At 43.1% G+C, this 22,318-nt stretch carries 24 protein-coding genes, 1 tRNA gene and 1 pseudogene; 16 read left to right on the forward strand and 10 right to left on the reverse strand.

Annotation, left to right across the window (positions count from 1 at the left end):
• Window positions 1–44 precede the first annotated feature (44 nt).
• Entirely contained in the window at window positions 45–209 is a 165-nt protein-coding gene (locus HY805_00970; GenBank protein MBI4822793.1) for a hypothetical protein, read from the reverse strand.
• Between HY805_00970 and HY805_00975 the strand changes: the two genes are divergently transcribed.
• The 5 genes from HY805_00975 to HY805_00995 all read left to right on the forward strand — a co-directional run bounded on the left by HY805_00975 (window position 210) and on the right by HY805_00995 (window position 2,950).
• Complete coding sequence (locus HY805_00975; protein MBI4822794.1) at window positions 210–647, forward strand: hypothetical protein; 438 nt, start codon at window positions 210–212, stop codon at window positions 645–647. It begins immediately after the preceding gene.
• Window positions 644–1,075 carry a hypothetical protein gene (locus HY805_00980; protein ID MBI4822795.1) on the forward strand — a complete coding sequence of 144 codons (432 nt, stop codon included), beginning with the start codon at window positions 644–646 and terminating at the stop codon, window positions 1,073–1,075. The genes HY805_00975 and HY805_00980 overlap by 4 nt, the downstream gene beginning before the upstream one ends.
• 18 nt (window positions 1,076–1,093) lie before the next feature.
• Window positions 1,094–1,333, forward strand: a complete 240-nt coding sequence (locus HY805_00985) for a hypothetical protein (protein ID MBI4822796.1) — start codon at window positions 1,094–1,096, stop codon at window positions 1,331–1,333.
• 96 nt (window positions 1,334–1,429) lie between these two features.
• On the forward strand, window positions 1,430–2,266 hold the full coding sequence (locus HY805_00990) for a hypothetical protein (protein MBI4822797.1): 837 nt from the start codon (window positions 1,430–1,432) through the stop codon (window positions 2,264–2,266).
• A 9-nt stretch (window positions 2,267–2,275) separates the two neighbouring features.
• Window positions 2,276–2,950, forward strand: coding sequence for a hypothetical protein (locus HY805_00995; GenBank protein MBI4822798.1), 675 nt, complete (start codon window positions 2,276–2,278; stop codon window positions 2,948–2,950).
• 25 nt (window positions 2,951–2,975) lie between these two features.
• Here the strand turns inward: HY805_00995 and ychF are convergent, their stop codons facing one another.
• The 4 genes from ychF to HY805_01015 all read right to left on the reverse strand — a co-directional run bounded on the left by ychF (window position 2,976) and on the right by HY805_01015 (window position 6,702).
• Window positions 2,976–4,022 carry a redox-regulated ATPase YchF gene (ychF, locus tag HY805_01000; protein MBI4822799.1) on the reverse strand — a complete coding sequence of 349 codons (1,047 nt, stop codon included), beginning with the start codon at window positions 4,020–4,022 and terminating at the stop codon, window positions 2,976–2,978.
• 2 nt (window positions 4,023–4,024) lie between these two features.
• Complete coding sequence (locus tag HY805_01005; GenBank protein MBI4822800.1) at window positions 4,025–5,650, reverse strand: hypothetical protein; 1,626 nt, start codon at window positions 5,648–5,650, stop codon at window positions 4,025–4,027.
• Window positions 5,651–6,361, reverse strand: coding sequence for an ABC transporter ATP-binding protein (locus HY805_01010; protein MBI4822801.1), 711 nt, complete (start codon window positions 6,359–6,361; stop codon window positions 5,651–5,653). It lies immediately after the preceding gene.
• Between the two features lie 146 nt (window positions 6,362–6,507).
• Entirely contained in the window at window positions 6,508–6,702 is a 195-nt protein-coding gene (locus HY805_01015) for a hypothetical protein (GenBank protein ID MBI4822802.1), read from the reverse strand.
• 255 nt (window positions 6,703–6,957) lie between these two features.
• Between HY805_01015 and HY805_01020 the strand changes: the two genes are divergently transcribed.
• A complete protein-coding gene (locus HY805_01020; GenBank protein ID MBI4822803.1) occupies window positions 6,958–7,572 on the forward strand; it encodes a UbiX family flavin prenyltransferase in 615 nt (204 codons plus the stop codon).
• Window positions 7,569–8,417 carry a DUF89 family protein gene (locus HY805_01025; GenBank protein ID MBI4822804.1) on the forward strand — a complete coding sequence of 283 codons (849 nt, stop codon included), beginning with the start codon at window positions 7,569–7,571 and terminating at the stop codon, window positions 8,415–8,417. Before HY805_01020 ends, HY805_01025 begins: the two co-directional genes overlap by 4 nt.
• Before the next feature lie 12 nt (window positions 8,418–8,429).
• Here the strand turns inward: HY805_01025 and HY805_01030 are convergent, their stop codons facing one another.
• Entirely contained in the window at window positions 8,430–8,708 is a 279-nt protein-coding gene (locus tag HY805_01030) for an RNA-binding protein (GenBank protein ID MBI4822805.1), read from the reverse strand.
• 85 nt (window positions 8,709–8,793) lie between these two features.
• Between HY805_01030 and HY805_01035 the strand changes: the two genes are divergently transcribed.
• From HY805_01035 to HY805_01045, 3 genes are all read left to right on the forward strand, one after another.
• A complete protein-coding gene (locus tag HY805_01035; GenBank protein ID MBI4822806.1) occupies window positions 8,794–9,399 on the forward strand; it encodes a threonylcarbamoyl-AMP synthase in 606 nt (201 codons plus the stop codon).
• Window positions 9,396–10,526, forward strand: a complete 1,131-nt coding sequence (bioF, locus tag HY805_01040; protein MBI4822807.1) for an 8-amino-7-oxononanoate synthase — start codon at window positions 9,396–9,398, stop codon at window positions 10,524–10,526. Before HY805_01035 ends, bioF begins: the two co-directional genes overlap by 4 nt.
• Window positions 10,527–10,721: 195 nt before the next feature.
• Window positions 10,722–12,386 carry a phosphoenolpyruvate carboxykinase (ATP) gene (locus HY805_01045; protein ID MBI4822808.1) on the forward strand — a complete coding sequence of 555 codons (1,665 nt, stop codon included), beginning with the start codon at window positions 10,722–10,724 and terminating at the stop codon, window positions 12,384–12,386.
• A gap of 10 nt (window positions 12,387–12,396) precedes the next feature.
• Here HY805_01045 and HY805_01050 read toward each other — a convergent pair.
• Window positions 12,397–12,468 (reverse strand) — tRNA-Val (locus tag HY805_01050).
• Between the two features lie 79 nt (window positions 12,469–12,547).
• Here HY805_01050 and HY805_01055 point away from each other — a divergent pair.
• The 6 genes and pseudogenes from HY805_01055 (at window position 12,548) to HY805_01080 (ending at window position 17,859) form a co-directional block, all read left to right on the forward strand.
• Window positions 12,548–14,116, forward strand: coding sequence for a citramalate synthase (locus HY805_01055; protein ID MBI4822809.1), 1,569 nt, complete (start codon window positions 12,548–12,550; stop codon window positions 14,114–14,116).
• Window positions 14,117–14,365: 249 nt separating this feature from the next.
• A pseudogene (locus tag HY805_01060) lies at window positions 14,366–14,458 on the forward strand (prepilin-type N-terminal cleavage/methylation domain-containing protein).
• Window positions 14,459–14,988: 530 nt separating this feature from the next.
• A complete protein-coding gene (locus HY805_01065) occupies window positions 14,989–15,471 on the forward strand; it encodes a type II secretion system protein (GenBank protein ID MBI4822810.1) in 483 nt (160 codons plus the stop codon).
• A 94-nt stretch (window positions 15,472–15,565) separates the two neighbouring features.
• Window positions 15,566–16,615 carry a phosphoribosylformylglycinamidine cyclo-ligase gene (locus HY805_01070; GenBank protein ID MBI4822811.1) on the forward strand — a complete coding sequence of 350 codons (1,050 nt, stop codon included), beginning with the start codon at window positions 15,566–15,568 and terminating at the stop codon, window positions 16,613–16,615.
• Window positions 16,608–17,435, forward strand: coding sequence for a M23 family metallopeptidase (locus tag HY805_01075; protein ID MBI4822812.1), 828 nt, complete (start codon window positions 16,608–16,610; stop codon window positions 17,433–17,435). The genes HY805_01070 and HY805_01075 overlap by 8 nt, the downstream gene beginning before the upstream one ends.
• Before the next feature lie 22 nt (window positions 17,436–17,457).
• Window positions 17,458–17,859 carry a polymer-forming cytoskeletal protein gene (locus HY805_01080; protein MBI4822813.1) on the forward strand — a complete coding sequence of 134 codons (402 nt, stop codon included), beginning with the start codon at window positions 17,458–17,460 and terminating at the stop codon, window positions 17,857–17,859.
• A 28-nt stretch (window positions 17,860–17,887) separates the two neighbouring features.
• On the opposite strand, the gene HY805_01085 is transcribed toward HY805_01080, so the two are convergent.
• The 3 genes from HY805_01085 to HY805_01095 form a co-directional block, all read right to left on the reverse strand.
• A complete protein-coding gene (locus tag HY805_01085; GenBank protein ID MBI4822814.1) occupies window positions 17,888–18,775 on the reverse strand; it encodes a LysM peptidoglycan-binding domain-containing protein in 888 nt (295 codons plus the stop codon).
• 100 nt (window positions 18,776–18,875) lie between these two features.
• Window positions 18,876–19,442, reverse strand: coding sequence for a hypothetical protein (locus tag HY805_01090; protein MBI4822815.1), 567 nt, complete (start codon window positions 19,440–19,442; stop codon window positions 18,876–18,878).
• 79 nt (window positions 19,443–19,521) lie between these two features.
• Window positions 19,522–22,215, reverse strand: coding sequence for a pyruvate, phosphate dikinase (locus tag HY805_01095; GenBank protein MBI4822816.1), 2,694 nt, complete (start codon window positions 22,213–22,215; stop codon window positions 19,522–19,524).
• Window positions 22,216–22,318: the final 103 nt, after the last annotated feature.

Here is a 22,318-nt window from a genome sequence, read left to right on the forward strand (position 1 = left end):
TTACCGAGGCGTCCTGCCCCGAATGCACAGAGGGAAGCCCACAGCTATTTTCCGCATCCGCCCAATGCCCGCCTGTGCCTGTCTACCGGCAGTATGATTATCCGAATGAGCCATACGACAACTGGTGCAAAGTCCTTGATGCAAAGACACAGCAAGTAATAGGCAAAGATACATGCTATGATAAAGAAGGCAATCTTAAGCCTAACCATGTGCCTTATACCATTAAGGCTAAAGGCTGTGCATTGACCTCTCTGGCAATGGTGATGGGGATATATGGAAGTGAAGCATTACCGGATGAGTGGAATAGGTTTATGCTAAGCGGTGGGTATACCGAAGATGCTAGAGTTAGGTGGGATGTTCCTGAATATATAGGTTTGGCTAGTCTTAGTTTTTCCAAAACATCTGGAGATGACGATACACCTTTACAAAACTCTCTTATAGATCCCTATCTCAAAAAATGCATGCCTGTGATAGTCAAGGTGTATAACCCAACAACAGGGAATATGCATTGGGTTGTTGTAACAGGGAAATCTGGTAACATTTACAACATCAACGACCCAGGCTATAGAAATAGGGAAAACTTACAAGCTTATAGCAATGAAATATTTGCAATTCGGGTTTATAAAAAAACAGGAGGATGCCAATGAAAAGTAGAATATTGCAAATTGTTGCCATTTTATTTCTTTCCTTTAGCTTGATGATTGACATTTGTTCTGCTGTTGAAATAGTCGGCCCAAATATTCAATTAGACTTTTGCAGTGATGAAGCCGGCGTTTATTATACCATTAAAGATCCTCAAGGTCGAAGGATTGGCTACGATTTGGTTACAAAACAATATGTTGAGGAGTTTCCTGCAAGTTTCGGATTTTCACTTAAGGTAAGGGATGAGATTAGTGAAAAATATTGTGGAGAAGCTATGTTCAATCTTATCCCCGGCACATATACGATAGAAGTTATTGGAGTTGGTTTGACAACATTCGATGTGAGCATTGCAATTTCACGGAGAATTCCGGGTGAGGGCTTTACAGATTTTAATTTTGAAGGCATCATTGACAAAGACCTCACCTCAAAATAGGTCAAGGGGGTTTGGGAAATGGTTGGTGAAGCTCCCAAACTTGATTACTTGATAAACAATGATGGCATAATGCAGAGCCTTTTAAAGAAGATAGAGGCAGTTGAGGACTCAATTGCAAGAGGTCAGAATAAGACTGCAAGAAATCAGCTTAACGCCTTTATCAATGAGGTTAATGCACAGAAAGATAAACATATATCAGATAAAACAGTTAAGATTCTTTTAGAAGATGCACAGTATATTTTAGAGACTTTGAAATGAAGATAAGCTTTATTTGATTGAAAGACTATAAAAGTCGTAGTAAAAGGTATTCAGACCTGCACAAGTGGGCAGTAGGGGCAATGTTTTGGAGAGGTTTTGCCTCAGACTGAGGAAATCTGCGGGGATAATCTCGACAATAACTGCAACGGACAGACCGATGAAGATGTTGTGGACAAGGTAACTCTTTCGTCTTCATCGGTTGTGCCTCTGAAGACAAGCGGCAAGACTCAGGCAGAGATAAAGGTTTCCCTTGCAAGACCAGCGACTAAAGGAGGTTGCACAGTAGATTTAAAGGTTTATCCTGTGCCTTATTCAGGAGGGCATAATCATCATGATGTATTAAGGCCTCATGGGAAACTGAATGGGAAAGACAGCGAGACGGTTAACTTCTATTCCGGTGAGACATCGCAAACTGTAAAATATACGAGTTCAGAGATTGCAGGAAAAGAGGAAATAATAGCTAAGATAGACGGTAAAGAAGTTGGCAAGGTATCAATAGATGTGAAAGTGCCGGGGCTTGAGCCGATGCCAGCATATACGTTGATATACCAACTGACAGGTGGTGGTGACCGGATGCCTCATCATTCAGACAACCACTATGGGACGAAGTCTACAAGGGAAAACATGATCCTCGTAGCCCGGGACTTTTACAAACAATTCAAGGCGAAGCTCGGCATAAACGATATGAGCCTCGTGTGGGGTGGTCTGTTTGATTTATGTGATACATGGAATCCTGCAGATAGGTGTAGTTTAGCGCCTAATAGGGGCCATTTCTCCCACAGAAAAGGGACAAGCGTGGATATAGACAGAAACGCATTAAGCCAAAATGGGTATATAAGGGTAAATCGTGGGTATATAGAAGACAGATGCCGTTACCATGGTAAAGGTTGGCTAGTCCCTGAGGCAACAATACATTGTGAGTTCCCTTATTAGGAGGGTTTTATGAAAAGATATGTTTGGTTGTTATTTTTGTTCATTTTCGCTACAGCTATAGTCGGTTACGGCACTGAAGTTCCTGAACATGAGACGTATTTTGTCAACACAGAAATTGAATTTAATAAGTCAACCGGCATATACGAATATACTTACACACTCGTTAACCCGGCCTGGAACAAAAATCTGTTACGGAGTTTGGACATATATATTCCAAAGGACCATAATAGAATTGAATTAAGCTGGGAAAATCTTGCATATGGCGAAAATTACTCATATTATTCCTCTGAGGCTAATAAAGACAAAGTTATTGCAGTTGGTATAGATGGTCCCTCAGGATGGACATATGGAATAGGCTATGATGAAGAAGGTAAGGGGTTTGTTGGTTCTGGGAGTTTAGATGATTACGAAATTCCACCTGGAAATTCAGTAAGAGTTTTAATTCTAACATCTTATGGGCTCCCTGGCTTAAGAGATGCTGAGATACTACCTGCCATTGACTATGACAATTTGCCCGAAGAATACTGGGAAAATGTCGAACTTTCCAAACAACTTAGGGATAGTTTAATCCATCATACCAAGACCCTCGGACCCACAGCCCCGCCTTTGGACTTCAACCCCCTTTCATTCCTTGACTATATTATAGGCATGAAACATGACCTTTATTTGGTAGAAAAACTATAACCACATTTAATGAGACAATAACACTCTACACCCCGAATCTGAAATTAATTATATCTCCGTCTTTGACCACATATGTTTTCCCCTCGAGCCTGAGTAACCCAAGGGATTTTGCTTCTGCCATGTCTTTGACCTTCATGAAATCCTCAAACGATATGACCTCTGCCCTTATAAAGCCTCTCTCCATGTCCGAATGAACCTTGCCTGCGGCATTAAGGCAGGTTTCCCCCCTTTTAATACTCCATGCCCTGACCTCATCACCAACCACTGTAAAAAAAGATATAAGCCCAAGAGACTCATAAAGGGCATGTGTAAGCCGTTCAACTATAGTGCCTTCGATGCCCATGTCATCACGAAATGCCTTTGCCTCATTAGGAGAAAGCTCCCTTAGCTCCATCTCAAGTTTTCCAAAGACAGAAAGGGTTAAGGTCTCTCCTTCCCTGAAGCCTGTGCCTGCCTCCTTTAGGTTAATGACGATGACCTCTGGTTTTATGGAGAGAAACTGAAGGTGTCTTATTGCTCTATGTTCGTCAGCAGTTAATCTTACATCTCTTAGGGGAATCTCTTTTTCAAGGCTGTCTTTAAACCTCAAGAGCACTTTTTTCTCCTCCTCGTCAGGCTTTTTCCCTTTTTTGGCTGATTGCTCCATTGACTCAAGCCTTTTATCCACAAGGGAAAAGTCCCAAAACAAAAGCTCTGATTCAACTGCCTTTATATCCCTTAATGGGTCTATAGAGCCCATCGGATGAATTACCATATCGTCTTGAAATGCCCTCACAACATGGAGTAGTGCATCTGCATCTTTTATGTGCTCAAGCACAGCCCTGTTTTGCTTTGCATCGCCTTTTATAAAACCAATATAATCCATAACCTCTATCTGGGTATAAGTGGTCTTTTTTGGCTTGAAGAGCAAAGAGAGCCTCTCAAGCCTCGAATCAGGGACATTCACCGCTCCTATATGGGGTTTCCCTGCAGTTGTCTCAGGGTATTGAGTTACAGGTATCCTCTGGCCTGTAAGGGCATTAAATATCGTTGTCTTTCCTGAATTCGAAATGCCTATAAGAGCAAGCCTCATAATTACCCCAGTTTCCTTAGACTTTCTATAGCAATCTTCATTGGAAGGTAAAAGGCTATAAGATTAACCGTTATTATGCCTATGGCAGAAACCATAGTTATAAGCCTTATGTGAGGGGTCAGAGAGCCCTTGTAGTATAGATAAACAGGCAGTGCCTCGCACATGAGGCTTAAAACCACAAGCCCAAAGGCTAAGACCATGAATGTCATGCCTCCTAAGCTCATCGAGACAGAGGCTATGTTTTCGTATTTGAACCTTGGATAAATCCCCCCAAGTCCAACTGCAAGCCCGCTTATCGATAGAGAAAGCACAATTGTCGTTACTAAAGAGATAATCATCAACATGCCTCCTACACCCATAAGAAGATTCGTTAGAAACACCAATGCCGTAACTATAAGGGTTATCGGCAAAGAGCCGTAGATGAGCTTGCCCCAGAGAAACCCTTTCATGTCAATCGGAGATGCCCTTATTATCCAGAATGCCTGACCCTCAAGGCTTACCGAGGAATAAAGAAACCTTGCCGAAACAGCAGAAAGTATAAGCCCAGCCATGAGCATGTTGACAAGCACTATCAGCTCCTTTATAAAAGGCGCTATGCTCAAGATAGCATTTAGAGGGATTGCCTTGAAATTGTAGACATAAATAAGAAACAAGGCGCCTATTACTAAAAGCTGTGACCACTGCCCTGTGTCCCTGAGAAACATTTTTATATCTTTATAAAGAATCGCATTTTTGCCCGGATAAAAACTTCCTGCCTTTTTAGCCCCTGTCTTAGGTCTTAATGCCTCGAGATTTACACTGTAAAGCAGATAGCCTATAATGACAGATAGCATGAGGAAAAACAGGCTGTTAGCTAAAAGGGCAGTTATGTATATCAGGGACACTTCTAAAACTCCAAATCTCGAATTCATCGACCACCAGAGGGTCTCTGTTAGCCAGTAATGAGGAAGGATTGGTGAGTCGGCTTTAAAGCCTATAACTGCATTTATCAATCCCTCTGGTGTGTTTATTCCATCAGGTGTCGATGACCTTAATATAAAATATGCAGAAACAAAAACTATTAGGCTTATAAAAAGCAATATATCCCTCATACCCTTTGCAGGAAATACCCTCGTAAGGGCATGGGCAAGGCATATCCCGACTCCAGAGCTAAGGAGTATGAAAAGGAAAAGACAGATGAATGTTAATGCATAAAAAGGCAGGGGTGCACTATAAGAGACCCCATATGCTATTAGAAGAGGCGGGAGAAACGATGCCACCATCCACGACGAGCTCATCAGTGTCTCAAAGGTCTTAAGAAATAATATGTCTTTTTTTCTGATAGGCATAGAAGCTAAAAACATGATGTCTCTTGAGAGGTAAAACGAGGATATTGCGGTTATGATGTTGCTGAGAAGAAGAAACCCCGTGAGGCTAAAAAATATGAGCGAAAGGAGCCTTTTTGAAAGCACCTCGCCTATAATTTCTATGCCCCGTATGTAGGAGAGGATTTTAATTGTGCCTATATAGATTGCTAATGAAAAGACAATGCCTAATGCTATAAACGGAAGTTTCCTCAGGATAGCTTTCCTCTGCAGGGAGTTTTTAGTTGAAAGGAGTTTTGGCTTAATCAGTGAAAAGGCAGTCATCTAAGGCTTAATCCGTTCAAGGAACAGTGCCTCAAGCCCGGCATCCCTGCTTAAGAACTCATCCCTGTGTTTTACTTCGGTCAAAAGCCCTTTATTTAAGAGTCCCACCCTGTGGCATAGCTCACCTGCGATATGAAGGATGTGGGTTGCAAGAAATACAGTGATACCCCTTGCGGACATGTCCTTTATCAGATTCTTTACGAGAATCACTCCCATTGGGTCAAGACCGACCACTGGCTCATCTATTACAAAAACACTGGGGTTATGGAGCATTGCCGATACAAAAAGAAGCCTTTGTCTCATGCCCTGAGAATATCCCTCTATAAGCTCATCTATATAGTCTTTGATGCCGAATTGCTCTACAAGCTCATTCATCCTCGAATGAGCTATTTGTTTTTCTACCCCGTATAAAGAGGCAATGAAGAGCAAAAGTTCTCTCGCAGTCAGCTTCTCATAGAAAAACGCTCTGTCAGGCACATAACCTATGATGGATTTTGCCATAAGAGGTTCTTTTACTATATCGTGACCGCCAATTAGAATCCTTCCTTCTGTTGGCATAATCTGGCCTGTCATCATCCTTATTGCAGTTGTCTTTCCAGCTCCATTTGGCCCTAAAATGCCAAATATCTCACCCCTTTCAATTGTGAGGGAAAGTCCTCTTACAGCCCATTTGCCGTTAAATGACTTGCCTATGCCATCGAGGATAATCATATCCTAATCTTGAATAATAACCTACTTTAGAAAGATTTTCCTGTAATGATTATTCTTTGATGCTTCCATGTCTTTGGAGGGTCATTGACCCCGATGTTGTCGGGGTCAATGAGGAGGTAAGGAGGAGGAGGAGAGAAACCGTTAATCTATTTCCTTAGGCGTAAGACAGACGGCACAAAGCCGTAATGCCTTAGATAACGCCTCATCCTGTTTCTGTCGCAGAATACCAGGCTCAGATTGCCATCAGGTGAAGGGACAAGCTGAAAGCCTGATTCAAAATCAGCTGGGACCTTGAAAAACCCATGCTCTTTCCTAACCCTTATGTCTAATAGCGCTCTCATCTTTATCTCCTTTCTTTTTTTCCTAATAATAAATATGCAATTAATATGCCAAAAACCTTTAATATAATTTATCCTTAATAATCAAATATTTATAGAAGAAAATACACAAAACACCCTGTCTTTTTTTACGCTATTAGGAGAAGGTTTTGTCTCTTTTCACGCAGTGTTGTTTTTCTGGAGCCAATACAAATTAAATCAAGCATATCCAGAGGGGTTCTGTGGATTTCTGCTTTATGTTAAAATAAAAAATTCCTTATGAAAAAATATGTTTTAGGCATAACAGGCGCAAGCGGCTCGATACTGGGCATCAGGGTTGCGCAGGAACTCTTGAAAACAGCAGAGCTTCATATCACGATTTCCTCTCAGGCATTCTCTATAATCAAAGATGAAGTCGGATTGGACTTAAAGGCTAAAACAGAAAGGGAAACAGAAAAGAGGCTAAGAAAGCATTTTTCCACAGACAGGCTTTTTTATTGGGCAGAAGGCAATATGGAATCGCCCATTGCAAGCGGTTCATTCAGAACAGATGGAATGCTCGTTGTGCCCTGCTCTATGAAGACCCTCTCTGGCATTGCAAATGGCTATGCAAATACCCTTATCGAAAGAACTGCGGATGTGACCATAAAAGAAGGTAGAACCCTTCTCCTTTGTCCCCGTGAGATGCCTTTGAGTTGCATACACCTCGAAAACATGCTGAAGCTCGCAAGAATAGGCGTAAGGATTGCACCGCCTGTTATGGGCTTTTACCATAACCCTGAAAGCCTGGGGGAGATGGTGGATTTCATAGCAGGTAAGATTCTCGATGCCATAGGCATAAATCACAACCTATTTAAACGCTGGGAGGGCTACAAGCCCCAGAAGAAAACATGAAAGTTCATCTTGACTGCTACCCCTGCTTTCTAAGACAGACCGTCATAGCCCTCCGCCTTGGCACAAAGGACGAGGAGCTTCAGAGGAAGATTCTTGCAGGCATCCTTAATGAATTGCATCTTATGGATGTATCCAAAACCCCTGCCCATGCCACCACATTCATGCATAGGACAATCAGACAGATGCTCGGCAGAGACCCATTCAGGGAGATTAAATCCGAATACACTCAGATTGCACTTAACCTCTACCCAACACTGAAGAGCCTCGTCATGGAAAGCAAAGAGCCTATTTGGACTGCAACGAGGCTTGCCATCGCAGGCAATGTGATTGACTTTGGAATATTCACATCGGTTGACATACAAGGGACAGTAAAAAAGGCACTCGGAGGCCCAATTGGGGTGGATGACTATAGCTGGTTTAAAGAGGCAATAAATACGACGGACAATATACTTTATCTCCTCGACAATACAGGAGAGTCGGTATTTGACAGGCTACTTATAGAGACCCTCACAGGCATTGGTAAAAAGGTAACCGCAGTCGTAAAAGGAAGCCCTGTTTTAAACGATTGCACGATTGAGGATGCAGTGGAGGCAGGCATCCGAGAGGTATGCGAGGTCATCGATAATGGCTCCGATGCCGTAGGAACGATACTGGAGAGCACCTCCCAAGAATTCAAAGGTAGATTCCAAAGGGCAGACTGCATTATCGCCAAAGGACAGGGCAATTTCGAGACACTCATGGATTTGGACAAAAAGATATTCTTCCTTTTTCAGTCCAAGTGTGATGTGGTCTCAAAGGTGCTGGGGCTTGCCAGAGGCTCTATGCTTTTAAAGGGAAGTCCCTAACTATATTCAATCCTATCTGAATTCTCTTCTGGGTCTCCTCTTTTCCTGCGGCTTTGCTTCGCTGACAACAAGGGTTCTATCCATAAAGGCAGTTTTATTATACATCGTAATTGCCTTTTGAGCATCTGAATCAGAGCCCATCTCCACAAAACCAAATCCCCTAAGCTTTCCAGTTGCGGCATCTGTCAGAAGCTTTACCGAAACAACCTCTCCTGCCTTCGAAAACAGTTCCTTCAACTCCTCTTCGGTTACCTTGTAGGAAACATTTCCTACATAAAGTCTTGTGCCCATATAACCTCCTGAAATAAAATTCCCAGGACAAATGCCCTGGGCGATTGTGAAATCGCTCACTTAAAGTGTTACTATACATTAAATCATGGTGAATATCATAAAGGTAAATGAAAAAAATATCAAGAAGATTTTTGAGGTAGCCGTAAAGACCCTTAGGGAAGGCGGCATCGTTTCATACCAAACCGAGACATTCTATGCAATAGGAGCTAAATTCGATATAGAGTCTGCCTTGAGAAGGATTTATGCCTTAAAGAAAAGACCCTCTGAAAAGGCAATGCCCCTTATTGTGGCAGATGTAAAATCCCTTTTCATGGTCGCTAAAGATGTCAACAGGAAAGCCTCGGACCTTATAGAGAGGTTCTGGCCAGGGCCCCTGACAATACTTCTTCCTGCAAAGAAAGGGCTGTCTGACTTTATAACCCATAGGGGGAAGGTTGCAGTCAGGGTTCCAGGAGAGTCCTTTGCACTTTTGCTTGGGCTTATGGCTGGGTTTCCAATTACTGCAACAAGCGCAAATCCATCGGAAATGCCACCAGCAAAGACCGCAGAAATGGTCATGCAATATTTCGGCACCTCCATAGACCTAATCATTGACTCAGGAAGGACAAAGGCACGGCTTCCCTCGACAATCGTTGATACCACAGGCAATAAAATAAAAATCATAAGGCAGGGCGGCCTGAGGATAAAGTGAAAGAGCTAAAAACCCTTAAAGAAAAAGGGCTTCTGAGGGATATAAAAGACCGAGAGTCTTCACAAGGCAAAGCGATTATCATAAAGGGAAGGGAATACATAAACTTTGCCTCAAACGACTATTTAGGTCTTTCAAGCCATCCAAAGGTAATAGAAGGTGCAAAAAAGGCTTTTGAGAGATTTGGCGGAGGAGGAGGTGCATCGAGACTTCTTTCAGGTGGAACTGTTCTCCATGAAGAGCTTGAATCCCTTATCGCTGATTTTAAAGGAACCGAGAAGGCACTGATTTTTAATTCAGGCTATAGCCTGAATACTGGTGTGATACCTTCAATCTCTAATGAATCGGATGCTATATTTTCTGATGAACTTAACCATGCAAGCATCATAGATGGATGTAAACTGAGCAGGGCAAAGAAATACATCTATAGGCATAAGGATACCGAGCATCTTAAAGAGCTAATTAAAGATGTAAAGGCAGAAAAAAAGATAGTTATAACAGATGGTGTATTTAGCATGGACGGAGATATTGCACCTATTAAGGATATATGCAGGCTCTGTAAAGATGAGGGTGCAATGCTTTATATAGATGATGCCCATGCAACTGGTGTCTTGGGCAGAGGAAAAGGGACACTCGAGCATTTTGGCATAAAGCCTGAGCCATGGATTATCCAGATGGGAACTCTTTCAAAGGCATTAGGCTCATTTGGTGCATTTGTGGCAGGCAGTTGTGACTTAATAGAGTGGCTGATAAACACCTCAAGGAGCTTTATATTTTCCACCTCACTTCCGCCATCTGTGATAGGAGCATCCATTGAGGCAATTAAAATCATAAAGAAAGACATAAGCCTCATAGATAACCTATGGGCTAATAGGAATAAGCTTGCTCAGGCATTAAACGAATCAGGATTTAATACAGGTAAAACCGAGACCCCTATTATTCCCATGATGATGAAGGACATAGAAAGCACAATTAAGCTTTCATCCGAGCTTATGCAAAAAGGAATCTATGCACCTTCAATAAGACCTCCAACTGTGAAAACCCCCCGTATAAGGCTGACTGTAACTGCATCTCATACAGATGAGGATATTGAGATACTTTTAAGGGCATTAAAGGATTTTACCTTCTGAACCTATTTCTAATTGCTAAGGCAAAAAGGTATTTCTCAGCCATTACACAGGGCATGAAGGATTATAAAGAGTGTTTAAGCTGAATTTCAATGGGTAATCAGAAAGGATGTAAAATAAGCTGATGACATGGAAATTAAAATGTAGATGCGTTAGAATATAAATCAAATTTATCTCTGGAGGAGGAGCAAAAATACTATGTCAACCGTAAGCAGACTTCCAGCCTCGCAATGGAGGGCAATGATAGAGAGCGCCTTTTATGCAAGCTCCGTAAGAAAAACCACGATGGCAGAGCTTTATAGCCTTGCAGTTAAACAGCCTGAGGTTGTGATGACATCAGAGCCTATGTATAAGCCAGAGCAGTTTGGCTTGCCAAAGGATGCAAAGGTTCTTATCTCAAACGATGGAGGCATAGTTGGAAGAACAGCGCGGGCAAGGAGGATTGTAAGGGAGTTTGGCAAGGCAGATAAGGATAAATTCGCAGGCATCTTGGGAGAGGCAATCTATCAGTTTGGCAGAAGGCAGGGGCTTTGGCTTCAGGGAGTCGTAGGGCTTCATCAGGACTTCATGGTCAAGGCTCATCTTCTTAGCCCTGTCACAGATGCAAAGAACATGCTTGACTGGGGGATTAACTTTGCTCCTTTTATAAAGCCATGGTCTGAAAGATACAAAAGGTCTCGTGCACTTTCAGAGCCAGACATACTGGTATTTGCAGACCCCGAGTGGTCACACCCCGAATTTCCGAGCGGTCTTGTCATAATAGACGAAAAGGAAAACACGATAGCTATATTAGGGCTAAGGTATTTTGGAGAAAGAAAAAAAGGCACACTCACATTAGCATGGACAATCGGAGTAAGGCAGAACATGGTGGCATGCCATGGAGGAATTAAAAAAATAGGAGCTAAGCCTCCTATCGCGGTGTTTGGGCTTTCAGGCTCAGGGAAGTCCTCTATCACAAATAGTCTTGACCACGAAGGGACCCTGAAAAAGAGCGAAAAGGTCACTGTCATTCATGACGATGCCTTTCTCATAGACTTAGAGCACGACTTCTCCATCGCACTTGAGCCGTCCCTGTTTGACAAAACAGATGCAGTTGAGTTCAAAGACCCGATACTAAAGTATTTCTATTCGGCTCAGAATGTTGCTGTCACCGATGATAAAGGAAAAATAAGGATTGTGGCAAAGGACATCCGTAATGAAAACGGAAGATGTCTTAAATCCAGAGATATGTTTAATCATGCTGATTTCTGCGAAAGACCGGGCATGGTCGTATGGCTTCAGAAAGACACTTCCCTTCCGCCTATCTCAAAGGTCAATAACTCACCTGCCCTTTCAGTTGCAATGGGAGCATCGCTTAGCACGATGAGGGCAAAGGGTGTTGAGAATGTTGACCCAAGGGAGCTTGAAAAGCTTGTCATAGAGCCATTTGCAAACCCATTCAGGGTTCATCCACTCGTAGTGGACTGCCAGCAGTTCAAAAAGCTCTTTAAGATGGGCTGTGAGTGCTATATCATGAACACACATGCATTCGGACTTCCAGAAGACCTCATAGACATCCCAAAGGAGCTTTCGCTTCTTATAGTCACAGAGCTTGTCAGGGGCAATATAGAGTGGATGGAATGGAAGATGTTTCATGGACTTCTTACCCCAAAAAACGGAAACGAGCTTTTCGGAGGAGATTATGAAAAGAAATATAAGCCCACAAGAGAGCCCAAATACCTTCACTTTCTCAGGGATAGGATGCAGGACAGGATTACATTCCTATCCAACAAAAGGGACATCGAGCAGGATATGGACAACTCCTTTATAGACCCGCTTGTTGCGGCAAGGGTAGTTATAGATAAAATCCTGAATCCTGTGTAAAGGAGGTAAATAGGCACGATGGGTTTCGAACCCATGACCTCTACCGTGTCAAGGTAGCGCTCTCCCCCTGAGCTACGCGCCTTAAATGAGATTTAACCTCAAAACAAATATCTTTGTCAAGGCAGGCTTAATTTAAATACCAAAATATGTTAAATTAGCATATGCGTAAGATTGAGATATACGATACGACCCTGAGGGATGGTGCACAGACAGAGGACATTGCATTTTCAGTTGAAGACAAGCTCCGCATAACCGAAAAGCTTAATGAGATTGGCATACACTATATCGAGGGAGGTTATCCCGGAGCAAACCCAAAGGATGCCGAGTACTTCAAGAAGGTAAGAAAGCTCAAGCTAAGCTCAAAAATCGTTGCCTTTGGCTCTACACACAAGCCAAGGCATAAGCCTGCTCAGGATGCCACCATGAGGGCGCTCCTCGAGGCAGGCACAGGGTTTGTAACCATATTCGGAAAGACATGGGACTTCCATGTTAAGGAAGCCCTCCACATACCTCTTCAGGAAAACTTAGAGCTTATCTATGACTCTGTCTCCTATCTGAAGAAGCGCATGGACAAGGTTTTCTTCGATGCAGAGCATTTCTTCGATGGGTATAAGAAAAACCCCGAATATGCAATGAAATGCCTCGATGCCGCAAAAAACGGAGGTGCAGACTGCCTTGTGCTTTGCGATACAAACGGAGGCACACTGCCTGAAAGCGTAATGGAGATTACAAAGGCAGTCGTAAAGGAAGCAAAAGCACCCATTGGAATACATAGCCATAATGACTCTGAGTGTGCAGTTGCAAACTCCATAATAGCAGTTAGGGCAGGTGCAGTTCAGGTGCAGGGAACGATAAATGGACTTGGTGAAAGGTGCGGAAATGCCAACCTCTGTTCTGTTATTCCAAACCTTCAGATAAAGTTAGGACTAAAAGGCATCAAAGAGGCAGATCTAAGAAAATTAAGAGACATCTCGAGATTCATAAACGAGATTGCAAACCTGAGGCACTTCAAAAGACAGCCATTTGTCGGAGACAGTGCCTTTGCCCATAAGGCAGGAATGCATGTATCTGCAGTGCTTAAAAAACCAGAGACATACGAGCATATCCGTCCAGAGCTCGTTGGAAACTCCCACAGGGTCTTAGTGTCGGACCTTGCAGGGAAAAGCAATATCCTGAGAAAGGCATTGGAATTTGGCATATCCATTGACCCACAGTCACCTGAGGTTCAAGACATTGTCCATACCCTCAAGGAGCTTGAAAATCAGGGGTTTCAGTTTGAAGCCGCAGAGGCTTCATTTGAGCTTTTGATGAAAAAAGCCCTTGGGCTTCACAGAAGGTTCTTTGACCTCATTGGCTTTAGGGTGATTGTGGAGAAAAGAAAAGAGGCAGAGTCCCCGCTTTCAGAGGCAACTATAATGCTTAAGGTAGGGGGACATGTAGAGCACACAGCGGCAACTGGAAATGGCCCTGTCAATGCATTGGATAATGCCCTGAGAAAAGCACTTGAGAAGTTCTACCCTGAGCTTAAAAAAGTAAGGCTCCATGACTATAAGGTTAGGGTCTTGACCGCAGGAAAAGGCACATCTGCAAAAGTCAGGGTCCTCATAGAGTCAGGAGACGACCTTAGAAGATGGGGCACAGTAGGCGTCTCTGAAAATATCATAGAGGCATCTTATCAGGCACTCCTCGATAGCATAGAATATAAGCTCCTTAAAGAAGACATTTCATAATCTTAAAATGTCACCTCTATTGACAATTTTTGTCAGTTTTGCCGTCCCTTATTATTTTTTTACTTGATTTTATTGGATTTTTTTAATTAAAATTCTGGTATAAAACATGCTTTTATACAGCTTAGTTAGCCAACAAACGGCAAAACCCTAAATTAAGGAGGTGCTAACAGGCTAGTGATTTAGTAAACTAAAAAGGCTGTTTCAGCCTAAAAATCAAAAGGAGGAATTATGTTTAACAGAATTCACAAGATGAAGGTCAGGGATGATAGGGGCTTTACACTTATCGAGCTCCTGATTGTTATAGCAATCATTGGTATCCTTGCCGCAATAGCTGTCCCTGCATTTTTAGGACAGAGGGAAAAGGCAAAGGCAAGGGCACTTGAGTCAGGTGCAAAAGGCATGGAGACAGAGATTCTGGCAATGATTGACGACTATCAAGCTGGAAAGCCCATTATATTTGTAAATTCCATAGCCGGGGCATTGTCATGCCGTCAGAGTAGTACCGCAGTCGCAACCAGTATAAACACATGTGCAAATATGTATCCGGATGTAGCTTTAGATGGAGCCGGAAGCTATACTGCTGGGTCAGGCATCGTATCGCTTCTTGGCTCCTTTCAAGCCCAGTATAATGTCGCAAAAGCAAAAGTAAGCCCTTATGATGGCTCGTGGCTAATCGGCGGTATAAGCTCAGGCGGTGTAGGCGTTATAGACCCCGGGAATATAACATTTACCAATGCCTCAGAGAGGAGTGTGATTATAACTGCCGCTTCTGACACAAGGGCTCTCATCTTCAACTCTGTAGTAGTGGCAAAATAACCAACAAGGATTCCAAGGGGGGGCATGCCCCCCTTTTTTTTATTGGCTTTAAGACGATGTTGTTTTTAGCCCTGTCTTATGGTAAGATTAGACTTAAGGAGACTGCTATGAGAAATGAAGACAGAGGGTTTTCGCTTATAGAGCTACTTGTCGTCATAAGCATTATAGCAATCCTCGCAACCATAGCGGTCCCTATATTCTTAGGTCAGAGGACAAAGGCAATGACAACAGAGGCAAAGGCAAATCTTGAAGCACTGAGACTTCTACAGGTGCAGTATCAGTCAGAAAGAGGAGAGTATGCACCTGCTGGTGATAATGTAGACGGCACTCGCGATCTGGATAGCTTATCCGCTATTCGGGCTCAGCTCCCAGGTTTTAAGCCCGGTGATGAGCAAAACCTGAACTTCACTTATAAGATAACCTACACTGTCTCCAGTAGCATAACAAACTCATTCATAGCAAATGCAGTTGGCAGAAGCGGTAAACCAGTAGCAGGCATCAGGTTAGAGATAAATCAGGATAATGAAAAAAACTGGTAGCCATTAAAAACTTTTGACATTTCTAAATTGGCTTGACACAAAAACTTTTTTCCCTTGCCATTAGAGCCTGTTTTATGCAAAATATAAAAGTTCTATTCAGTCCTATTTAGGGGGAGTTGTGCTTACATATAAGAAGGCAGGCGTTGACATTAAAGAGGGAGAAAGGTTCGTTGACCTTATAGCTCCCCTTGCAAAGGAAACCTTTAGAAAAGAGGTTCTCACAGAGATAGGCTCATTCAGTGGCTTATTCAAGCCTGACATTGGTAGATACATTGAGCCTGTCTTAGTAAGCGGCACGGATGGTGTTGGCACAAAGCTAAAGGTAGCATTTATGGCTGACAGGCATGACACCGTTGGCATAGACCTCGTTGCCATGTGTGTAAACGATATACTTACATGCGGTGCAGAACCTTTATTTTTTCTTGACTACCTTGCAACAGGAAAGCTGAGCCCTGAGAAAGCCCGTCTCATAATCAAAGGCATCGTCTCTGGCTGTAAAGAGGCAGGTTGTTCGCTCATTGGAGGCGAAACAGCAGAGATGCCTGGATTTTATCAGGAGGGCGAATATGACCTTGCAGGGTTTGCAGTGGGCATCGTGGAAAAAAGCAGGATTATAGATACAGGCAGTATTAAAGAAGGAGATGTCATCATTGGCATTTCCTCAAGCGGACTTCACAGCAATGGATACTCGCTTGTAAGAAAGCTCTTCTTTGAGGTAAAAGGACTGGACACCTCCTCCTACATGCCTGAGCTTAATGCTACGGTAGGCGAGGAGCTCCTTAAGCCAACGAGGATTTATGTAAAGGCATTCAATGCATTGAAGGAAAAGGTAGATATAAAGGGCATTGCCCATATAACAGGAGGCGGTATTTCAGGAAACCTTCCGAGAATACTGCCTGAAGGCATATCGGCAGTCATAAAAAAAGGCTCATGGCCAATCCAGCCTATATTCGGGCTTATCAGAGATATGGGTAGAGTAGCTGACGATGAAATGCACTGGACTTTTAATATGGGAATAGGTTATATAATAGTGGTCTCCGGGGATTTGGCGAATCAAACGGTCGCCCTGTTAAGAACTGCTGGGTATGACTCTTATATTATAGGGCAGGTCGCTAAGGGGCAAAAGGGGGTTAGCTATGTATAAACTGAAAAAAACTATTAAACGGCTTTTTACGCCCATTACGCTAATGCTCGTTCCCCATACAAGCAGAAAGCCCTTCAGCATAAAGGCGCCTTCTATTGGAATCTTTGCCTTTATCGTTATGGGCTTTGTGGGAATCGTATATGTGTTTTCCGTTTCGGTCGATGCATTGCAGTACAGGGTTATGAAAGAAAAATTAAACTATTACACAGAGCAGTTCCTTGACCTCAGGTCAACTATATCCTCACTTAAAAGCGCAGAGGCAGAGTTCAAAAGACTCTTCTCCATGAAAACCAAAGAAGAAGTCCTCGAGCATCTGAACACATCCGATAGCGGCTCCATAGACATGGAGGCATTGAAGAATCAAATAAATACGGCTATAGAAACAGTTAGCGGGATAAAAGACTATATGAGTCAAGAGAGGGATATTTATATGGCAACCCCGAAAGGCATGCCTGTTTATGGAAGGATTACATCGGGTTTTAGCGAAAGGGTGCATCCGATTACAGGCATGATAGACTTCCACACAGGCATAGATATAGCATCTTCGCCTGACACTCCGATTGCCGCAACTGCAGACGGAGTGGTCAGTTTCTCGGGAAGAAGCGGTGGAAGTGGAAACCTCGTTGTAATAGAGCATGGCTTTGGGTATTCAACCCTTTATGCCCACAACAAAAGGAATAATGTCTCTGTTGGACAGGTGGTAAAAAGAGGAGATATTGTGTCATATGTCGGCTCAACAGGCTCTACAACAGGTCCTCATCTACACTACGAGGTGTGGAAAAACAAAAGGGCAACTAACCCTGCTCAATTTATTAAATAAGGGTTTTTAATGGAGGTCGGAAATGTTTTCAAAGAACACAGAGAAGCTTGAGTCTATTATCGGAGTAAATACCCAGTTTAAAGGCAATATAAAGGTAAAAGGAACCCTGAGGATAGATGGCTTTATGGAAGGCAATGTAGAGGCAGACTGGTTTGTCTTGGGCGATAAGGCATATCTAAAGGGCAATGCAGAGGCAAGAGGCATTATTGTTGGTGGCAATGTCGAGGGAAACCTCACTGCAAAGGAGATAATCGAGATAAAGCAAAAAGGAAAGATAAAGGGCGACATAACAACAAACAAGCTCACTATTGCAGAAGGTGGAAGACTTCAGGGAAGGACAACCATGCAGGATGAGACAGAACAAAAAGCCGAGAGCATTTCTTCTTCCGAAACCCTTAAAGAGTCCGAATCTTATGGAAGCTGATAATACGGCAGAGGGTTCCTTTACTTAATCAGTTTTCTATGAAAGCCGATTCTTTGCTTTTTGGCTCCTCGAATAAGAGTCTTTTGGCACCAATGAATCTCTTAATGTAATAAGGAGTGTTTAGACTGTCTATGGTAACCTTTCTTTCCCTTGAAGAGGCATGTATGAACTGATTGTCTCCAAGATATATGCCGACATGCGAAGGAAAGTGTGCATAGGTTCTGAAAAACACAAGGTCTCCGATAGAGAGGTTTTCCCTGTTGACAGGCTCTCCTAAGTTGAACTGTTCCCTGGCAGACCTCGGAAGGAATACATCTATAAGACTGAAGGCATACTGCACATAAGCCGAACAGTCCATTCCCCTGAAAGTGCTTCCGCCAAATCTGTATGGTGTATCGAGCATCATCCTTGCAAAGATTATCAGCCGTTCCTTTAGAGTCTTGGGAGTTATCTCAGGGGATTCTGCCAATGCCTTTATCTCATTGGCAATCGAGGGATTGAATGCAGGCAGTAGGGCAATGTCTTCCGTAATGATAAGTCTCTGGCCAACCCTTAATTTATTTGAGGAGAGGTTGTTAAGCCCCGTTAGTGTTCTTACGGAAACCCCGAACCTTCTCGATACCTTCCAGAGGGTATCGCCCTTTTTGACGACATATGCCTTTGTCGAAGAATTCACTTTTCGGGAGGTAATTTTTGCATCTGCTTTCACTGGTATCAACAGTTTTTTACCTGTCTTAAGAAGGCTCGAGTTAAGGTTATTTGCCTTCTTAAGGCTTTCAACCGAGACATTAAAATTCCGCGATATCTTATAAAGGGTATCTCCTTTCTTGGTTATAATGAAAATCTCCTCTGCATACGAGGCATTTATCGTCAAGAAAGAAAGGATTAAAACACATATGAAACAAAAAGTCCTCATCTTGGGTGATTATTATATCAGAAAGCCAAAACGGATTCAAGCACAGGACATTAGGTTTGGGGTTAAGTGGGAAAAAACTAAGCTGAGCATGACTATAGGGTTACAGAGCCTTTTCTAATTCCGAACAGAGCCTTTCGAGATGCGGAATGATTTGTGCTTTCGGAATGTCGGTTTTTCCGCTTATATTCGAGAAGATGAGCTTCATAAAGCCGATATTGATTTTTTTACCCTCCTTTGTAAATGAAAGCAGACGGCCTTTTTTAATGTCCTCATCGCTATAAAAGCTCAGTGCCTTTTTCTCAAATGTCTTTGACGCCTCCTCGATAAAGCCCTTTGCGTTCTCTTCAGTGCATATGGCAACAAAGTCATGAGTGCCAAATGAGCCAATAAAACTATTATATTTGTCTGCGGATGTCTTCAGTATTGCGGCGGCCCACTGAATTATATCTACATGCCTGTCAGAGCCATACTTGATAAGATAAGGCTGGATATTGGCAATCCTCATATAGAAGATTGAGTGTTTTGAGAGTAGTGGAAAGATTTCCCTTGTCTTTTCAATGACTGCGGCATTGTCAGGCAATCCTGTGAGAAAATTAGGCCAGCTATATGGATCGCCCTGCCTCTTTCTTAGCTCTGCGATATATTTTTTAGCCTCGTTAATCCCCACTTCCAGTACCCATAAGAATATAAATCACGGAAGCAGGCTTGTCAACTTGAAGTTTCAATTATCAAGTCTTTTATATTCTCTAAACAGTGGCTTTTGAGAGGTCTTTTCCTTTCATTTTTTTCTTAATGGATGCTTGTGCACCTGCAAGTTTTGCAATTGGCACTCTATAGGGCGAACAGCTTACATAATTAAGCCCTATCTCATAGCAGAACTCAATTGAGCGAGGGTCTCCGCCATGCTCTCCGCAGATACCCATCTTAAGGCCCTTTTTGACCTTTCTGCCTTTTTCCACTGCTAATCTCATGAGTTGTCCTGTCCCTTCTTTATCTATTGTTATGAATGGGTCGTCCTTGAGAATTGCCTTTTCGATATAATATGGAAGGAACCGTCCTGCATCGTCTCTCGATAAGCCAAATGTGGTTTGCGTGAGGTCGTTTGTGCCGAATGAGTAAAAGTCAGCTACGGCGGCAATCTCATCGGATGTTACAGCGGCCCTCGGAAGCTCTATCATAGTGCCAACTGTGTATGGGACTTTGACATTGTATTTTTTCTGTATCTCGCCTGCAACCCTTATGGTCATTTCCCTGAGCATGGAGAGTTCTTTTATATGACCCACAAGGGGTATCATTATTTCGGGGATTACCTTCACTTTCTGTCTTGTTAATTCGCATGCGGCCTCCATTATTGCCCTGACCTGCATCTCGTAGATTTCAGGGTATGTTATACCTAATCTACAACCCCTGTGTCCAAGCATTGGGTTAAACTCATGAAGTGTCTTATTCCTTGCCTTAAGCTTCTCAAAAGGAACATCCATCTCATGGCTAAGTGTCCTTAGCTCCTCATCTGTATGTGGCAGAAACTCGTGCAATGGCGGATCCAGTAGCCTTATGGTAACCGGCAATCCCTTCATTACCTTGAGGATTCCTATGAAATCGCCTTTTTGCATTGGAAGGAGCTTCTCGAGTGCCTTTTTTCTTCCCTCCGTGTCATCTGCAAGTATCATCTCTCTCACCGCACTTATTCTGTTAGGCTCAAAGAACATATGCTCTGTCCTACAAAGCCCGATGCCCTCTGCACCAAAGCCTTTTGCAACCTCTGCATCATGAGGGGTGTCTGCATTTGCCCTTACTCCGATTTCCCTGAATGAATCGACCCATTTCATGAATGTGTCAAAGTCCTCTGTAAGGGCAGGCTGTATGAGTGGTGCACTGCCTAATATTACCTCGCCTGTTGTGCCATTAAGGGTTATAGAGTCTCCCTCTTTAACCGTAAGGTCATTGACCGTAAAATACCTCTGAAGTTCATTTATGTTTATTGCACCACAGCCTGCAACACAGCACTTTCCCATGCCTCTTGCAACAACCGCGGCATGAGATGTCATGCCTCCTCTCGCAGTAAGGATTCCCTGTGCGGCATGCATTCCACCTATGTCCTCAGGAGATGTCTCCGTTCTTACGAGTATTACCTTTACACCTGCCTCTGCCGCTTTTTCGGCATCCTCTGCTATAAAGACCACCTTTCCAACAGCCGCACCAGGAGAGGCAGGAAGACCCTTTGCAATTACCTTAAGCTCTGCTTTTGGGTCTATCATTGGATGAAGGAGCTGGTCGATCTGTGTAGGGTCTATCCTCATCACTGCTGTTTTTTTATCTATGAATTTTTCTTTTACCATGTCAATAGCAATCCTTAGCGCAGATGCCGCAGTCCTTTTTCCGACCCTTGTCTGAAGCATGTAGAGCTTGCCTTCCTGAACAGTGAACTCTATGTCGAGCATATCCTTGTAGTGCTTCTCGAGTCTCTGGTAAATCCCATTCAGCTCGGTATAAGCCTTCGGAAGCCTCCTTTTAAGTTCATTTATGTGAAGTGGAGTCCTGATGCCTGCCACAACATCCTCTCCCTGCGCATTTATCAGGCATTCTGCAAAAAAGCGTTTCTGCCCGGTAGATGGGTCTCTCGTAAAGCCCACACCTGTGCCTGAGCTTTCACCCATATTACCAAAGACCATTGCCTGTATGTTACATGCAGTGCCTAAGTCATTCGGAATGCCATGAAGCTTTCTGTATTTGACTGCCCTGTCGCCAAACCATGAGTTGAATACTGCATCTATTGCCTTTTTAAGCTGTTCAATTGGCTGGTCAGGGAAATCCTCGCCTGTTTCTTTTTTGTAGATTGCCTTGTATTCTTCTACGAGTGCCTTAAGGTCATCTGTCGATAGCTCTGTATCGAGCTTGACACCAGAGCTTTCCTTCATCTTATGGAGTGCCTTTTCGAATCGCTGTCTGTCTATACCCATAACGATATTGCCAAACATGGTTATAAACCTTCTCATAGCATCGTAGCCAAATCTTTCGTTTCCTGTTTTTTTAATGAGTGCAGAGAGGGTTACACTATTAAGCCCTAAATTAAGCACAGTGTCCATCATGCCGGGCATGGAGAATTTAGCACCCGAGCGCACAGACAAAAGAAGAGGGTTTTCGCTACTACCGAATCTCATGCCCATTGTTTTTTCTATCTTCTTTAAACCCTCGAGAACTTGCTCCCACATGCCCTGAGGATATTTCTTGCCTGCCCTAAAAAACTCATTGCATGCCTCCGTGGTAATGGTTATGCCTGCTGGAACCGGGATTTTGAGATTAGTCATCTCTGCAAGCCCAGCACCTTTTCCGCCAAGGAGGTCTTTCATGGCTTTAGAGCCATCTGCCTTACCCCCACCAAAAAAATATACATATTTTCTCCTTGAAGTCTTTCCCTTTGAAATCCTCTTATTTGACATAAATGCCTCCGCAGAAGATAATTTTAGCCTAATAAATTACCTTAGAACAGGGAAAAATTTCAAGCTAAGGTTCCAAAATGGAAAAGTTGACACAAAAGTAAGA

It is taken from the genome of Nitrospirota bacterium (assembly GCA_016207905.1).
In the GTDB taxonomy this organism is placed as follows: Bacteria; Nitrospirota; Thermodesulfovibrionia; order Thermodesulfovibrionales; family JdFR-86; genus JACQZC01.

Coding starts and splice junctions, on each gene's coding strand:
- HY805_00970 (MBI4822793.1), bottom strand. CDS start 209: ATGGTTAGGCTTAAGATTGCCTTCTTTATCATAGCATGTATCTTTGCC.
- HY805_00980 (MBI4822795.1), top strand. CDS start 644: ATGAAAAGTAGAATATTGCAAATTGTTGCCATTTTATTTCTTTCCTTT.
- HY805_00985 (MBI4822796.1), top strand. CDS start 1,094: ATGGTTGGTGAAGCTCCCAAACTTGATTACTTGATAAACAATGATGGC.
- HY805_00995 (MBI4822798.1), top strand. CDS start 2,276: ATGAAAAGATATGTTTGGTTGTTATTTTTGTTCATTTTCGCTACAGCT.
- ychF (MBI4822799.1), bottom strand. CDS start 4,022: ATGAGGCTTGCTCTTATAGGCATTTCGAATTCAGGAAAGACAACGATA.
- HY805_01005 (MBI4822800.1), bottom strand. CDS start 5,650: ATGACTGCCTTTTCACTGATTAAGCCAAAACTCCTTTCAACTAAAAAC.
- HY805_01010 (MBI4822801.1), bottom strand. CDS start 6,361: ATGATTATCCTCGATGGCATAGGCAAGTCATTTAACGGCAAATGGGCT.
- HY805_01015 (MBI4822802.1), bottom strand. CDS start 6,702: ATGAGAGCGCTATTAGACATAAGGGTTAGGAAAGAGCATGGGTTTTTC.
- HY805_01020 (MBI4822803.1), top strand. CDS start 6,958: ATGAAAAAATATGTTTTAGGCATAACAGGCGCAAGCGGCTCGATACTG.
- HY805_01025 (MBI4822804.1), top strand. CDS start 7,569: ATGAAAGTTCATCTTGACTGCTACCCCTGCTTTCTAAGACAGACCGTC.
- HY805_01030 (MBI4822805.1), bottom strand. CDS start 8,708: ATGGGCACAAGACTTTATGTAGGAAATGTTTCCTACAAGGTAACCGAA.
- HY805_01035 (MBI4822806.1), top strand. CDS start 8,794: ATGGTGAATATCATAAAGGTAAATGAAAAAAATATCAAGAAGATTTTT.
- HY805_01045 (MBI4822808.1), top strand. CDS start 10,722: ATGTCAACCGTAAGCAGACTTCCAGCCTCGCAATGGAGGGCAATGATA.
- HY805_01055 (MBI4822809.1), top strand. CDS start 12,548: ATGCGTAAGATTGAGATATACGATACGACCCTGAGGGATGGTGCACAG.
- HY805_01065 (MBI4822810.1), top strand. CDS start 14,989: ATGTTGTTTTTAGCCCTGTCTTATGGTAAGATTAGACTTAAGGAGACT.
- HY805_01075 (MBI4822812.1), top strand. CDS start 16,608: ATGTATAAACTGAAAAAAACTATTAAACGGCTTTTTACGCCCATTACG.
- HY805_01080 (MBI4822813.1), top strand. CDS start 17,458: ATGTTTTCAAAGAACACAGAGAAGCTTGAGTCTATTATCGGAGTAAAT.
- HY805_01085 (MBI4822814.1), bottom strand. CDS start 18,775: ATGAGGACTTTTTGTTTCATATGTGTTTTAATCCTTTCTTTCTTGACG.
- HY805_01095 (MBI4822816.1), bottom strand. CDS start 22,215: ATGTCAAATAAGAGGATTTCAAAGGGAAAGACTTCAAGGAGAAAATAT.